Source organism: Actinomadura rugatobispora (assembly GCF_055379765.1).
This window is the reverse complement of sequence record NZ_AP029191.1, coordinates 2,042,795-2,056,050: the sequence shown is the minus strand read 5'-3', so window position 1 is coordinate 2,056,050 and position 13,256 is coordinate 2,042,795. Positions and strand designations below refer to the sequence as shown.

General features: G+C 68.7%; 16 protein-coding genes. 7 read left to right on the top strand and 9 right to left on the bottom strand.

The window, feature by feature from the left end:
* Nucleotides 1-39: 39 nt before the first annotated feature.
* A complete protein-coding gene (locus tag ACZ466_RS08570) occupies nucleotides 40-678 on the top strand; it encodes a hypothetical protein (protein WP_378282544.1) in 639 nt (212 codons plus the stop codon).
* Here ACZ466_RS08570 and ACZ466_RS08565 read toward each other — a convergent pair whose 3' ends face one another.
* Nucleotides 679-1,146 (bottom strand): hypothetical protein, encoded by a 468-nt coding sequence (locus tag ACZ466_RS08565; RefSeq protein ID WP_378282545.1) that lies wholly within the window; start codon nucleotides 1,144-1,146, stop codon nucleotides 679-681. It abuts the gene before it with no gap.
* A 118-nt stretch (nucleotides 1,147-1,264) separates the two neighbouring features.
* On the opposite strand from ACZ466_RS08565, the gene ACZ466_RS08560 reads away from it, so the two are divergent.
* On the top strand, nucleotides 1,265-2,239 hold the full coding sequence (locus ACZ466_RS08560; RefSeq protein WP_378282546.1) for a hypothetical protein: 975 nt from the start codon (nucleotides 1,265-1,267) through the stop codon (nucleotides 2,237-2,239).
* Between the two features lie 47 nt (nucleotides 2,240-2,286).
* Here the strand turns inward: ACZ466_RS08560 and ACZ466_RS08555 are convergent, their stop codons facing one another.
* Nucleotides 2,287-2,640 (bottom strand): DUF1622 domain-containing protein, encoded by a 354-nt coding sequence (locus tag ACZ466_RS08555; RefSeq protein WP_464043139.1) that lies wholly within the window; start codon nucleotides 2,638-2,640, stop codon nucleotides 2,287-2,289.
* 208 nt (nucleotides 2,641-2,848) lie between these two features.
* Here ACZ466_RS08555 and ACZ466_RS08550 point away from each other — a divergent pair, with 208 nt between their 5' ends.
* On the top strand, nucleotides 2,849-3,367 hold the full coding sequence (locus ACZ466_RS08550; protein WP_378282548.1) for a hypothetical protein: 519 nt from the start codon (nucleotides 2,849-2,851) through the stop codon (nucleotides 3,365-3,367).
* Nucleotides 3,368-3,549: 182 nt separating this feature from the next.
* On the opposite strand, the gene ACZ466_RS08545 is transcribed toward ACZ466_RS08550, so the two are convergent.
* Nucleotides 3,550-4,662, bottom strand: coding sequence for a hypothetical protein (locus tag ACZ466_RS08545; RefSeq protein ID WP_378282549.1), 1,113 nt, complete (start codon nucleotides 4,660-4,662; stop codon nucleotides 3,550-3,552).
* A 274-nt stretch (nucleotides 4,663-4,936) separates the two neighbouring features.
* Here ACZ466_RS08545 and ACZ466_RS08540 point away from each other — a divergent pair, with 274 nt between their 5' ends.
* From ACZ466_RS08540 to ACZ466_RS08530, 3 genes are all read left to right on the top strand, one after another.
* A complete protein-coding gene (locus tag ACZ466_RS08540; RefSeq protein ID WP_378282550.1) occupies nucleotides 4,937-5,707 on the top strand; it encodes a hypothetical protein in 771 nt (256 codons plus the stop codon).
* Nucleotides 5,708-6,085: 378 nt separating this feature from the next.
* Nucleotides 6,086-6,328: a hypothetical protein gene (locus tag ACZ466_RS08535; protein WP_378282551.1), complete on the top strand. Its 243-nt coding sequence runs from the start codon at nucleotides 6,086-6,088 to the stop codon at nucleotides 6,326-6,328.
* A gap of 239 nt (nucleotides 6,329-6,567) precedes the next feature.
* The gene (locus ACZ466_RS08530) at nucleotides 6,568-7,947 is read left to right on the top strand and encodes a carotenoid oxygenase family protein (protein ID WP_378282552.1); all 1,380 of its coding nucleotides are present in this window, start codon (nucleotides 6,568-6,570) and stop codon (nucleotides 7,945-7,947) included.
* A 115-nt stretch (nucleotides 7,948-8,062) separates the two neighbouring features.
* Here ACZ466_RS08530 and ACZ466_RS08525 read toward each other — a convergent pair whose 3' ends face one another.
* The 5 genes from ACZ466_RS08525 to ACZ466_RS08505 all read right to left on the bottom strand — a co-directional run bounded on the left by ACZ466_RS08525 (nucleotide 8,063) and on the right by ACZ466_RS08505 (nucleotide 11,241).
* A complete protein-coding gene (locus ACZ466_RS08525) occupies nucleotides 8,063-8,254 on the bottom strand; it encodes a DUF397 domain-containing protein (protein WP_378282553.1) in 192 nt (63 codons plus the stop codon).
* Nucleotides 8,255-8,370: 116 nt separating this feature from the next.
* A complete protein-coding gene (locus ACZ466_RS08520) occupies nucleotides 8,371-8,775 on the bottom strand; it encodes a hypothetical protein (RefSeq protein ID WP_378282554.1) in 405 nt (134 codons plus the stop codon).
* A gap of 103 nt (nucleotides 8,776-8,878) precedes the next feature.
* Complete coding sequence (locus ACZ466_RS08515) at nucleotides 8,879-10,033, bottom strand: ISAs1 family transposase (RefSeq protein ID WP_464044009.1); 1,155 nt, start codon at nucleotides 10,031-10,033, stop codon at nucleotides 8,879-8,881.
* Between the two features lie 205 nt (nucleotides 10,034-10,238).
* A complete protein-coding gene (locus tag ACZ466_RS08510; RefSeq protein WP_378282556.1) occupies nucleotides 10,239-10,433 on the bottom strand; it encodes a DUF397 domain-containing protein in 195 nt (64 codons plus the stop codon).
* Complete coding sequence (locus ACZ466_RS08505; protein ID WP_378282557.1) at nucleotides 10,411-11,241, bottom strand: helix-turn-helix domain-containing protein; 831 nt, start codon at nucleotides 11,239-11,241, stop codon at nucleotides 10,411-10,413. Before ACZ466_RS08505 ends, ACZ466_RS08510 begins: the two co-directional genes overlap by 23 nt.
* 124 nt (nucleotides 11,242-11,365) lie before the next feature.
* On the opposite strand from ACZ466_RS08505, the gene ACZ466_RS08500 reads away from it, so the two are divergent.
* Entirely contained in the window at nucleotides 11,366-11,782 is a 417-nt protein-coding gene (locus ACZ466_RS08500; RefSeq protein WP_378282558.1) for an ATP-binding protein, read from the top strand.
* A 56-nt stretch (nucleotides 11,783-11,838) separates the two neighbouring features.
* Here the strand turns inward: ACZ466_RS08500 and ACZ466_RS08495 are convergent, their stop codons facing one another.
* Nucleotides 11,839-13,164, bottom strand: coding sequence for a tetratricopeptide repeat protein (locus tag ACZ466_RS08495; protein ID WP_378282559.1), 1,326 nt, complete (start codon nucleotides 13,162-13,164; stop codon nucleotides 11,839-11,841).
* Between the last annotated feature and the right edge of the window lie 92 nt (nucleotides 13,165-13,256).

Genomic DNA, 13,256 nt, shown 5'->3' with positions numbered 1-13,256 from the left:
GGGCGGCCGTCGGACACTTACCGGGCATCTGAAGGAGCCATGACCGCGTCGCCCGAACTCGCGCCCGCGACCGAGATACGCGCGTATCTCATCGACGAGATGAACCTGGCCCTGCGCCGTCCCGGAATGTACGGCGGCGAGGTGGCCCTCGAGCTGTTGCTGGGCCACCTGCTGTTCGTGGAACGCGACCGGGACGACTTGACCGAATGCCATCGCGCATGGGAGAAGCGCGGAATCTGGACGAGCACGGGCGTGACGGGGGCGTTCTGGTGGCTGCTGCCCAAGCCTCACGACCATGACATGGCGTCGGTGTACGCCGAGTACGCGCGTGCCCGCGGCTGGCTCAAGCCCGATCGGGTCCTGAGCGCGCAGGAGTACGCCGCCTTGCGTGCCGCGGCCCGCCCGTGGGCGGAGCGCGACCGCGTGTGGACGGACGTGACCGCCGAGTTCGGGCCGCCGTCCGTGCGCCTGGGAGGCGGCAATCCGCGCTACGGCAAGGTGCTCGGCTACCTGACCGAGGACCCGGACGCCCCGGTCGTGTTCTTCCACCTGTGGAACGGCCCCGAACGCGAGGAGGAGGCCGTCCTCCTCGCCGTGCGCTTCGGAGACGGCCCGTTCGGCGAGACCTTCACCTTCACTCCCGAAGGCCACCGCCGGAAGCCTCGGCGACAAGGGTGATCAGGTCTTGGGGGGCGAGGTGCCCAGGAGGGTCGCCAGGGCGCCCGCGTACGATCCGCCGTCGTGCGGCAGGACGCGTGCCAGTTCGGTGAAGAAGGCCGAGCCGGCTTCGCGGAGGGCCGCCACCAGTTCATCCTCCGCGGCCGAGGCGGCCCGGTGCACGTTCGTGCCGGTCAGGGTCACCAGCACCCGGTTCCTGCCCTGCCGCTCGAAGGACAGCTTGAGCGCCTGGTCGGGGAAACCGGTGGACGCCTCGCCCGTCGCCTGAAGGTCGGCCGCCATCGTGCAGATGTAGGCCCAGAGCTGGTCGATGTAGTCCCACATGGCCACATCGATGATCCGGACGCCGTTGACGGTCATCTCGAGGGCGCCGTCGATGTAGCGCTCATCGCGGAGGGTCTCGGACGCGGCACCGATCTCGACGAGGCGCCCGTCGCGGGTCTGGAGATAGGACTTGATCTCGATCATCTCGCCCCCGTCGCTCGGCACCGATTGTCGCAGGCCGCGGTGCTTCGTCCACTGTCGGCCAGGCGGTCGTGCCGCCACGCGGGAACATCAGCGGTAGCGGCGATGGGGAGTGCGAGGGATGGCCGAGACGGGTGAGGAGAAGCGGGCGAGCGGGCCCGTTTCCTGGACGGTCGTGCTGGTCCGGGACGGCATCGCGATCTGGTGCGCCGCACAGATCCTGCGCGATGTCCGGCTGGAGGGCCCGGCCGGACGCCAGGCCGCGGCGGTCCTGGTCGTTCTTCTGCTGTCCAGGCTGCTGGGGTGGCTGGCCTTGCAAGGCGTGCGCCAACTCCAGGACAGGCGGTTGTGGCGTCAACGCTGGATCCGGAGTCATCCAGGCACCACCGTGTCCGCGTTCTTCGTCGGATCCCTGTCCCTGGCGGTCGTGCTCGAACCGTTCGCGTGGTGGGCGGCGGACGCGGTGTGCCGGGCCCTGGACCTGCCCTTGCACATGTCGGGTCTCTGGGTGTTCGTCGCGGCTCCCCTGGTGAAGTCCGTCATCGGGTTCCTGCTGCGATCGGCGGCCGACCTGAGAAAGCCGGGCGAGCTGGGGAAACCGATCCGTTTCGCCGCGTGCCTGGGCGTCCTGTGGCTTCTGGTGGCCGTCCTGGACGGTGTGCGTCTCGCCGCCGGGCAGTGGTGGCGGACGCTGCTCACCACGGTCGTGCTGGCCGCGCTGTTCAACGTCGTCAACCTGCGGATCTCGATGTCCAGCACCTTCCCGTGGGCCCACACCCGGCGCCGCCTGCGCAGGGGGATGCTGATACTGGCCGTGTACTCCCTGGTCGCCAACGCGCTGGTGCTGTGGCCGGTGTCGTGGTTCAGCACGGCGCTGCGCCCGTCCCTGGAGGTCGCGGGCACCGGCACGTTCCTGCTCGGCGGACTGATCGCCACGGTGGTGATGTGGGCGGCCAACCTGCCGTTCTTCCTCGCCGGGCTGCGGGCGCGCGGACTGAGCATGTCCGGTGGCGGGACGGCGACCGGGTATCCCATCAGGCTTCACGTTTCCCGCTTCGGCTACATCTGGGAGAGCCCGCCCCCTTCCCCGTCCTAGGCCGTGGCCGCCAGGCATCCCCGGCTGTGCCGTACCGCTGGGTGCCCTTACTTGCCCGAGGGTTGGCTCTTCTGCCAGGGCCACCGCCCGGTGATCTCCAGTTCGAGCGAGAAGCTGAGGAAGGTGCGGATGGCCACGATCAGCGCGAGCACGCCGACATTCGTGAAGGTGGGTGAGACCGCGACGGTCCGGATGATGTCTCCGGCGACGAGGAACTCCAGCCCGAGCAGGATCGATCGCCCGAGACGACGGCGGTAGGCGTCGTAAACGTCCACCTGGCGCTGGGCGAGCCCGCGAGCCGCGGACAAGGTGGCGGCGAGCACTCCCACGACGATCGTCGCCACGCCGACCGCGTCGATGCCGTTGCCCGCCAGGTCCACGACGTGTTGGAACTCCACCACTCCTCCTCCGTCGCCTGCCCGGCGTTACCGCGATCTCCGACCCGTACTCGTCGAAGGGCGGTGGACGCCTGTCAGTGCCGGGGCCATGGCTCGATCAGCTCCTGAGCTGCACGATTCCGGCCGACTGGCAGCGGGTACCCGTGCTCCAGGTGTGCAAACAAGCCGATAAGGCGTCGACCATCGGACCGGGTGCTCTGCACAATGAACCATGACCGAAGATCGTGAGCATGCCGACCGCGTCGACGCGCTCGTCGCGCGGGTCATGGACAGGCCCGGCCGAGCGATCACCTTGAACCTGCCCCCGTACGAGGTGGGGGAGTTCGTCCGGCGCCTCGACATCGCCCTGGACAAGGTGTACGGCGACGACGTCTTCGACATCGCCGCGCGGCTGGTGCTGGGCTCGGCGTGCACGACCGCGGCCAAGGCCGTCGACCAGTTCGTCGCCGCGCTGCAACTGCCGTACACGGCGGCGCGGGGCTGGGGCGACTTCATGGAAGCCCTGGCCGACCGGCCGTCCTCGCGGGGCGAGTGCGTCGTCGTCGCCGACGCCTCCCAGCTGCTCAAGTACGAGGACTTCGACCGGTGGCGGGAACTGGTGCAGAGCCTGCGGAGCGGCCCCTTCTGCATGGGCGGCGGCAGCCGCACGCTGGTGCTGATCGACGACGAGTTCATGTGGCAGGACTGGGCGTTCACGTCCATGGCGGACATCGCACGCGTCGAAGCGTGACCTTGGCGAGTCCGGCCGTCCCATCAGGACGGCCCGGACTCGCCCCGGACGCCTCGTACACGGCGGCCTTGTCCCGGGCGACTGTGTCGCGGGCGCAGGCGCAGTAGGGCGTGCCGCCATCCGGCATGAAGTCCACCCGGCAGGCCGAGTGATCACGGCGCCGGACGGCCGAGGAGGGTCCCTCAACGGCACCGCTGGAAGACGGAGACGATATCGCCCGCGTGGACGCCCACATGGAGTCCGTCGATCGTGCCCACCGCGATGCGCGCTCCGAAGTCGGTGATATGGGTGAGCGTTCCGCGTCGGCCGGATCCGCCGGTGAGGGCGGCGCTGCCTTTGACCAGCAGCGTCGAGGATACGGGCTCGCTGAGATCGTCCTGGGCGGAATAGATGGTGGCACGTCCCGCCGAGCCGCTGCACGGAATGGTGGTCGCGCCCTGAGGCATCGCAGGTGCGGCTTTCGGATCCAGCGTGCGGGCCATCGCGACGACCTGAGCGGCCGTCGCGGCGTCTCCGGGTGTGCGCTGCCGGTTCCCGGTGAAGCGGCGGTCGAGTTTCGGCGTGCTGATCGTCAGCGAGAACAGGTCGCGGGTGTCGCTCATCTGAAGTTCGACGACGATGTCCTCGTCCAGCTTGAAGGCCGCGCCCCCGGCGGCCGCCTTGTCGCTCAGCCTGGTCAGGCGGTGAGCGAGCCACGATTCCAGCGCCTCCCAGCCGGCGGGCTCCTGTCCTTTGGCGGGGACGATCACCCCGCCGGCCCGCAGGCCGAAGCTCTCGCCCGTCTTCCGTCCCTGGCCCGCGAAGGCGGGTCGTGCTGAGACCACCGTTCCCGGTGCGGCGGAGAGCGCGTCCACCAGCAGGCGGTCGACCCGTCCGGCCAGGACGTCGGGGTCGGTGCCGGTGTCGCTGTTCCGCCACGAGTCGGGCTCGCGCATCGTGTCGTAGAGCGAGGGGTGGAGGCCGGTGAAGGTGCCCTGGGAGACCAGCGAGACGAATACCCAGCTGAAGATCATCAGGGGGCCCAGGCCGGGCGCGCGGCGGAAGAAGCGGGGCAGGCACAGCACCGCGCCCGCGCCGGCCGTCAGCCCGCCGACCAGGATCGCCCATCCCAGGATGAGACCCGGGTGGAGCGGCGCGGGGGCGTCCTCCTCGCCGACGGCCAAGGCCATGTCCAGCCGCCACCACATCCAGGGCAGCGCGCAGAGGAAGATCAGAAACAGTGACCCGAAGCCGCCGATGAGAACGCCCGCCTGGGCAGGGAGCCTGCGGGCCGCCGTGGGGGGCGTGGTCGTCATGCTCTTGATCGTGCATCACGGGTGCGGCGCTGAGCGGGGAACGCGGCTCTGTCCGGAGAATGTCCGGTCGGAGGATGACGGAGCCTCCGGCCCGGCCGACCCTCAACCGTCGGCGCGCGTTGGTTCGGCCGGGTGACCAACGTGGTCGAGCCGAATTCGCGGGCTGGGCCGACGTGACCGCGCGGGCGGGTGGCCCGGCGCCGGGGACGGCCGACGGGGTGGCGCACAGTGTGTCGTGATCAGGAGTTATTCCAGGCGGCCGTAGGTTGGCGGTGTGAGCGAGCAGGAGACCCGGAGTGACTGGCGTGGCGGCGCCACGCACGTGATGGTGCTGTCGGTGCTGCTCGCGGTGCCGGCGCTGAAGCTGGCCTGGACCCTCGGCAGCGATCATGCCGCCCGGGAGGTGCTGGACGCGACGGGCCCGGCGAACTGGCTCGACATCGTCACCGGCATGTGCCTGGACCAGCCGCTGCTGGTGACCGCGCTGGCCGTGGTCGTCTCCCGCACCACCTACGTCTACTTCGCCGGCCGGGGCGGGGCCGCCGCCCACCAGGACGTCCCGCCGGCCAAGTCCGCCGCGTACGCCGCGATCGTCCCGGTCGGCCTGGCCGTGGCCGTCGGCGGCGTCTTCGGCCTGTGGTGGGGCGTGGCCTGCGGTGTCCTCGGCTACCTCATGCGTGTCGGCGTGGTGGTCGAGTTCGCCACAGGCCGGCGTGAGGCCGCCACCGGCAAACGTGCCGGGACACGGGCCGAGACCTCCGCCCAGCGCACGGCGGATGCCGTGAGGATCATCGGGATCGTCCTCAGCCTGGCCGTGCTGCCCGCACTCGCCTTCATGGCCGCTTTGGACGGACGGTCCTGGTCCAGCGTGGTGTGGTGCGACGTCAACCTTGGCGCCGGCCCCCAGCGGGACCGGATGATCACGCTGCAACGGAGGCCCAGCGGCGTCGTCGGCTGGGACGTCAACCACGCCGAAGTGGCCAACGGCACCAACTGCGCCGCCGATCCCGACGACGTGATCCGCGCCCCGTGGTGGCGCGGCTGAACTCCAAGAACATGCCCTGGTGCGCTGCTTCCCGCGACGCCCTTCCGGCCAGGGCCGCCAGGTCGGCGTCCGGCAGCGGTTCGTCCGTCGGCCGGTTCATGTAGAGGTACTTGGGGACGAAGTCGTCCCAGTGTCGGCCCCCGGAAGCGGGACGGACGCTCAGGCGTCCCCGGCCAGGTTCACCGGCCGTGGCTCCTCCCGGTAGGGGAGCAGCCGCGCCACGCACTCCGCCCAGGTACGTGTCCGCTCTCCCATGCCGCGGAGCCCGTCATGCCTTGTAGCCGCGGTTGCGTCGCCTCCATCGTCTTCCGGATCAGGGTGCGTGACTCGGCCGTCCCGGCGGGCCACATAGGGTGCTGGCTGTTGGAGGTGAGGATCATGGATCCGCGACGCATCGCACTCAACCGGCGGCACAGCCAGGAGATGGGGTCGCTGTTCGCGCGATTCCTCGACGCCCATCCGGATGTCGAATCCGAGGTTCACGGGGCTCAGATGACCGACGAGCAGGACGCCGCGTGGACGGAGTTCAGTGCCGAGACCCTTCGTCGTCACCAGGCCGAGCGCTCGGCTCTCGCGGACGAACTCGAAGCCGAACAGCGCCAACGCGAGGTCCGTGACTGAACGAGCGTGCGCGGAGCTTGAAGTCTTGGCGCAGATAACGGCCTGACATCTGCGGTACCGGTCACGTTGAGCTGCCGCGTTGCCGAACGGAGAACGGCCCCGCCCAGGGTTTCCTGTGCCGCCCTCACCTGGGCCCTTTTCGGGCAGCCGAGGCGGGCGGAAAGAACAAGACTGTTGTCCGCGGGATTTCTCATGCACGGTTGTCGGCGTCTCCACCGCTTGCCGACAGGAGTTCCAACGTGTCCGAAGCCGTGCCGCTGCACCTGGCGGGCAACAACGCGCCGGTCCCCGAAGAGGTGACCCTGGAGCCGTCCAAGGTCGTCGGCGAGATCCCGGCCGAGCTGAGCGGGCAGTTCTTCCGCAACGGGCCCAACCCGCGTACGGGCTGGTCGCCGCACTCCTTCGCGGGTGACGGCATGATCCACACCATCGCGCTCGACGGCGGCAGGGCGTGCTGGTACCGCAACCGGTACGTGCGCACGCCGCTGTACGAGCACCCCGGCGAGTCGCGCTTCGCCCTCGCCTTCGACCAGGAAACGGGCCGGATCGACTACCGCGTCACCACGGCCAACACCCACCTGATCACGCACGCGGGCCGACTGTTCGCCCTGGAGGAGGGCGGCTTCCCGTACGAGGTGACGCCCGGCCTCGCCACGATCGGGGCGCACACCTTCGACGGGGCCCTTCAGAGCCCGATGACCGCGCACCCGAAGACCTGCCCGATCACGGGAGAACTGCTGTTCTTCGGCTACCGGCTGCGCCCGCCGTACCTGACCTGCTACCGCGCCTCGGCCGCCGCCGAGGTGGTGCAGACGCGGGTCGTGGACGTGCCGCGGGCGACGATGATGCACGACTTCGCCATCACCCGCAACCACGTGATCTTCATGGACCTGCCGGTCGTCTTCGACGCCGCCCAGGCCGCGGCGGGCGGGCCGCCGTGGCGCTGGGACGACGCGCACCGCGCCCGGTTCGGCGTGCTGGCGCGTACGGCCGGCGACGACGCGCCCGTACGCTGGTTCGACGTCGCCCCCTGCTACGTGTGGCACACCATGAACGCCTTCGAGGACCCCGAAGGCGACACGATCACCGTCACCGGCACCCGCGTCCCCACGCTGTGGCGCGGCGGCGCCGACGACCTGGAGGGCGGGCTCCCGGTCGTGTACCGCTGGACGCTGGACCTGAGGTCGGGCGCGGTCGCCGAGGAGCCGCTCGACGACGCGCCCAGCGAATACCCCCGGGTGGCCGACTCGATCCTCGGGCTCCCCCACCGCTACGGCTACACGACGAGCTTCAGCCTTGACGCCGAACCCGATCGGTCACAGATCTACGCCTACGACCTCACCAGCGGCGGCGTACGGGCGGCGCACCGCCTGCCCGCGGGCCACACCTGCGGCGAGGCCGTCTTCGTGCCCCGGGCGGGGACCGGTGAGAACGAGGGCTACCTGATGACGTTCGCCCACGACCGCGGCGCCGGTACGAGTTACCTGGCCATTCTGGACGCCGCCGACCTCGCCGCGCCCCCGATCGCCGAGGTGCACGTCCCGGTGCGCATTCCCGCGGGCTTCCACGGCAACTGGATCCCGGTCCGAGCATCGGGACACCAACGCGCTGATCGGTGACGGCCGACATCCCATCGCCGCTCTACACGGCGTCCCGCTCCCGAAGGCGACCCCCACATCCGGAAGGCCCGTCCGCCGTCAAACGGCCACGCCGTACCACCCAGGCCAGAGCCCGTCACACCTTGTAGCCGCCAGCCTTGAGCGTACCGATGAGGTTGGCGAATTCACTCCGAGTAAGAGACAGCCGCGCCCCACCCGGGTCCTTGGAGTCGCGGATGAGAGTGGCGTTGGTGGTGTTGGCCGAGACCTCCACGCATTCGGTGTTGATCTCTTCCTGGTTGTGGGTGCTCTTCCGCCACTGGGTCACGTTGTGTCACCGTCGGCTTTGATGGCACGGCCGTTTCAAGATCATGAGGTGAGAAGGGGGCGCCGTTGGCGCTCGGCCCAGAGTGGAGTTGCGGCGGAGATTCTGCTGGGCCTCGGTCAATGGCGGGTGTAGCGGAATGCACCCAAATAGTAGGGGGGCAGGTCGTCGACCCCCTCGGCTCCGGTCGCTAGCTCGAAACGACCTGGAGAACCCATATACTCGTGGTCGAACAGCATCCAGACATTGTATGCCTCGGTGATACCTAGCCCTTCAGCAGCCTGTACTGCGGCATCGAGCCAGGTCTCCCAGTAACTGCCCCCGGAGATCAGCGCCTGGCGGATCGGCTGCGGGCGGCCGATGGTGCTACCTTCCAGATAGTCGTGGTCATACCAGCCAATGACTTTGTTGTCCTCCCCGAAGCCGACGTTCAGCCAAATCGACACCAAGCCCTCCCGCCCCACGAGGTCGTCGTTAAAGAACACCTCATCATCGTCGTCGGACTGTGCGGGATCGTCGGTCATTTCGCCTCCAGGTCGGTTGCGCGGATATCCAGCGAACCTATCGCAGGCTTCCGACAAATGCGCACGCCGCGACCGCGTCGAGAAGTAGCGCGGCCGTTTGAGATCAATAGGCGAGGCCGAGGACGGTGAAGGGCCTGGTCATGTAGCGGCCGGCCCAGCGGGTGGCTTCGGTGATGCCGGTGCGTCCGGACAGGCGGAGGGCGCCGATGGCCAGGTTGCGCAGGGAGGCCATGACACGGGGACCGGAGCGGGTGCGGATGGTGGAGTGGGCTTCGCGGTAGAGGGTGTCGCGGATCCAGTGAAGTGCCTCGATGGCCCACTGTCCTTGGACATATCGGGCCAGATCCGCTGGGGACGCCTGTTGGGTGGCGAGGCTGGTGACGCCGAGTTGGGCGACGGCCGAGATCGGGGTGCCGTCGGTGGCAGTGACGTGGCGTTCGATGAGGAACACCTGGCTGACGTGCGGGAACGGCAGGTTGTCGGGGACCGGCAGAACCTGGGTGGTGCGGGTGGTGATCCGGCCGTGCCCGCGGTCGGTGGCGGTGTGGGCAATGCGGGCCTGGCACCAGGGCAGTGCGTCCAGCGCATCGACCAGGGCTCGCCGGTTCTCCTTGACCGGGAGCACGAACTCGCCGCCGCGGTCGCAGATGAGCTTGGCGGTGGCCTTCACCGTGTGCAGGGCGTCGGCCGTGATGACCTGGCCACTGAGGTCGAGCTGGCCGAGCATGGCCCGGGCGGCGGCTGGTTCCTTGGTTCTGGCGTCCGGCACCTGGGCTTGAGCCGCGATCACCGAGGTCTGTGCGTCAGGTCCGGCCAGGGCCGCCGGCAGATGCAGCTGGTTCCCGTCGGCCTTCTTGGCGCCGCGCACAGTCTTGCCGTCCAGCCGGATCTGCATCAATGCCGTTTCACCAGGGTCTTGTTCACCAGTGTCCTGCAGGTCGGTGCGGGCGGCCAGACCGCCCATCAGCCACCTGCCGATCGCGGTGTCGAAGGCGTCGGGATCGGCGTCGGTGAGCACCCGCCAGATCGTGGACTTCGATGGTGGTCTCGCCGGCGCGGCACCGGCCCGCATGTACAGATCCGCCAGCACCCCAGCAGGCACATCGGCGACCCACCCGGTGATCGCGGTGTAGCCCCTCATCCCAGCCACGACCGCCGCCGCGGCCAGCGCCAGGACCGCCGCGACCGGATGATCCCTGCCCTGGCCCGGCCGCCCATCCGACACCCCGCCCAGCAGTTCCAGCAGGTCACAGCACACATCTACGACGGGCGTCGAAACAATCGCCGCCGCCAGCCCCGGCTCGGCGGCGGCAGTGACACACTGAACCACGACGAAGCTCCAGCAATGACAGGATCTGTGAGAGGACCCATGTCATAGCCGGGGCTTCGTCCCATTTCCGGCCCGCCACGCCGCACGGGATCAGATCGCGACATCCCGCGACACGGCACAGCTCACCCAACACTCACGATCTTGGAACGGCCCTGGCTTTGATGGTGTGGATGAGTTGGGTGAATTCGCTCCGTGTGAGTGTCAGGCGGGGGCCCTGAGGGTTCTTGGAGTCGCGGATGAGTGTCGTCCAGGCGAGATTGATCGAGACTTCGATGCATTCGCCCTGTGCGTTGCTTTGGCTGTGTCTACTCTTCCGCCACTGAATCATCTGCAATCGTCTCCATCGTCTTGCGGATCAGGGTGCGGGAGGCGTCCTCTGACAGAGCTCGTGCCCTGATCAGATCGAACCGCAACCCAAGTTTAGCCACCCTGGTCGGCTCCTCGAGAAGTCTGCCCCCGAACTGGGCTTCCACGTAGCCGACCGACGTGTTGTCAGGCTTGGTCAGGAAGACTAGGGCGCCGTCCAGGCCAAAATACCAGCCTGCCTGTTCTCTGACGATTTCGATCGTGACGTTGGGGAGCTCACTCAGTGTGAGGAGATGTTGGAGTTGCTTCCTCATTACCTCTGCGCCACCTATAGGGCGACGTATGACGGACTCGTCGAGTATCGCGAAGAGGAAGGCTGGGTCAGCTTCTCGGGTGAGAATATCGCGCCTTGCCAGTCGTTTGGAAATGTCATCCTCGATCTGAGGGCTGGGCATGCCGTTCGATCTGACATGTTCCTCGGTCTGAAGTAGTCCGGGCATGTGCAAGGGCTGGAAGGTCTTGATCTGGATGGCTTCGAGTTCGTGGGTGAGGTAGGCCTCGAACCACTCGTGGACGTGTTCGCGTTGGGCGTGGGCCCATTGGGCCTGGAAGAGTTCGCCGGTGCCGAAGAACTCGTCGAACTGCTTGCACGTGTCGAGGTCGGGGAAGTTGCGCTGGGTCTCGTACGCGGTGATGGCCTCGCGGGAGAGGAACAGTTCCTTGGCGAGTTGCTCCTGGCTGAGGCCCTTGAGAGTGCGCATCGTGCGGAGGGTGTAGGCGAGTTGGGCGCGCAGGCTCTCGCGAGGGTCAATATGCGTACATGGGGGCATTTGGGGGGCTCCTTGCAGGTACGGGGGTGGGTACCATTCGATTGCGTTCCCAGAGTACGACGCGGATCGTCATTGTGGGTGGCCCGAACGAAAAGGAACCCGGCTCGCGCCCAGGACGAAACGAATGACGATCATGTATCAGGAGCAAGGAACCCCGCCCTCCGGCCTTTATGTGGAACGCGAAGTGCTCGCGGCGCCCTCGTCCAATGGGGTGCTGCGGGATCTGGCCAATGCCCATCTGGACAAATGGGGGCTCAACGGACTGGCCGACGATGCGCTCCTGGTGATTTCCGAACTCGTCAGCAATGCGATCGCGGCCGCGCCCGGGACGCCGATCGGATTCCGCATGATGCGGTGGCCGACGATGCTGGTGATCGAAGTGCGCGACTCCAGTACGGGACGGGTCGTGTGCCGCGAGGCGGACGCGCTGGACGAGTCCGGGCGCGGGATGTGGATCGTGGACCAGATCGCGCGGCACTGGGGGCAGCGGCCCGAAGGGGACGGCACCAAGACCGTCTACGCGCTCCTCGACCTGCCCTGATCACCTCCGAGTGGGCGCGGTCGTCCTCCCCTCCGTTGCCCGCTCGGAGGCCCACGTCAGAAGGGCGGGTTCTCCGACAGGTCGGGTGGAGTCCAGGACGGGACGACGGTCGTCCGCTGGTGCAGGGCGGTCATGGCGTCCTTGACGTGTCCCTGGCGGATGAGCAGTTCGGCCAGGGCGGTCGCGTTCGTCCCGGCATCAGAGCCCGTTCGCAGGACCTCGATGGCCTCGTCCAGTCGACCGGCATCGGCCAGGAGGCCGGAGATGAGCCAGGCCCCGTACCAGGTGGCCGCCTCGGGGTGGGCGCGTAGTTCTGTGACCGCCTCATCGGTCCGGCCGCAGTAGGACAGCAGCCAGGCGCGTTCGTAGGCCAGCTCCCACGACCTGCCGTCGAAGGCGTCGATGAACGCCAGCGCCTCGTCGAGGCGGCCCTCGTCGGCCAGCAGTGTTCCGAGCTTCCGGACGACCCACTCGGGGTCGCCGCCCATCGAGCGCGGCACCGGCCGGAGGACCTCGATCGCCTCGTCGGCCCGGCCGTGCCGGGCCAGCAGTTCGGCGAGCGCGAACGCCGCGTTCGGTGAACCGTCCGCGAGCGGCCGCAGCACCTCGACGGCGCCTTCCACGTCTCCGCGCTCCTCCAGAAGCTCGGCCAGACAGTAGGCCGCCGCTTCGCCTCCTTCCCCGGCGACGTACTCCCGCAGTTCGTCGTGCCGGCCGTGCCGCACGAGGAGGTCGGCGAGCTGATCGCGGTTGTTGACCACGCCCACGTGGCGGGTGTGCAGGAGAGCTATCGCCTCGTCGATCCGCCCCTGCCGCTCGCGGACCGTGGCCAGCAGGTCGACGGCGTTCGACGGCTCGGCGTTCCAGGGCTCCGCTTCGAACCTGTGGACGTCGGCGACGTACGCCTCCAGGAGGTGGGCGACTTCTTCGTCCCGGTCCGTTCCTGCGGTCACGTCGACCAGGGCCTGTGCGAGGAACCAGTCCTTGGTGTGCGGGTAGAGGAGGTCGAACGCCTCGGCGGTCCTGTCGTGCCGGGACAGGAGTTTCGCCAGGTCCGGCAGGGCTAGCCGATCACCGGCGTGGGGGCGGAGCAGGGCGATCGCCTCGTCCCCGCGTCCCCAGCCGTCGAGGAGGTCGGCGACGCTTCGGGCCGCTTTTGACCAGCCCGCGTCCACGAACGGCGCCAGGACGGCCAGGGCCGCGTCTTGCTGATCCCGTTCGATCAACACCTGCGCCCACCCGCGCGCGCAGTACCAATCCCCGCCTTGCGCTTGGACGCGCACCTCGTCCACGTGGCCGTGCTCGATCAGCAGTGAGACCAGCTCGGGCGGGACCCATCCGTCGTAGGTGCGGGCCCGTCGGTCCAACTCGGTGGCGTTCACGACAAGGGACGATAACGGCGGCATGGGACGCGCCGCCGGAGGAACAACCGAACATGACCGACCCCCGGCCGTCCACGGGGAGGTTGATCGCG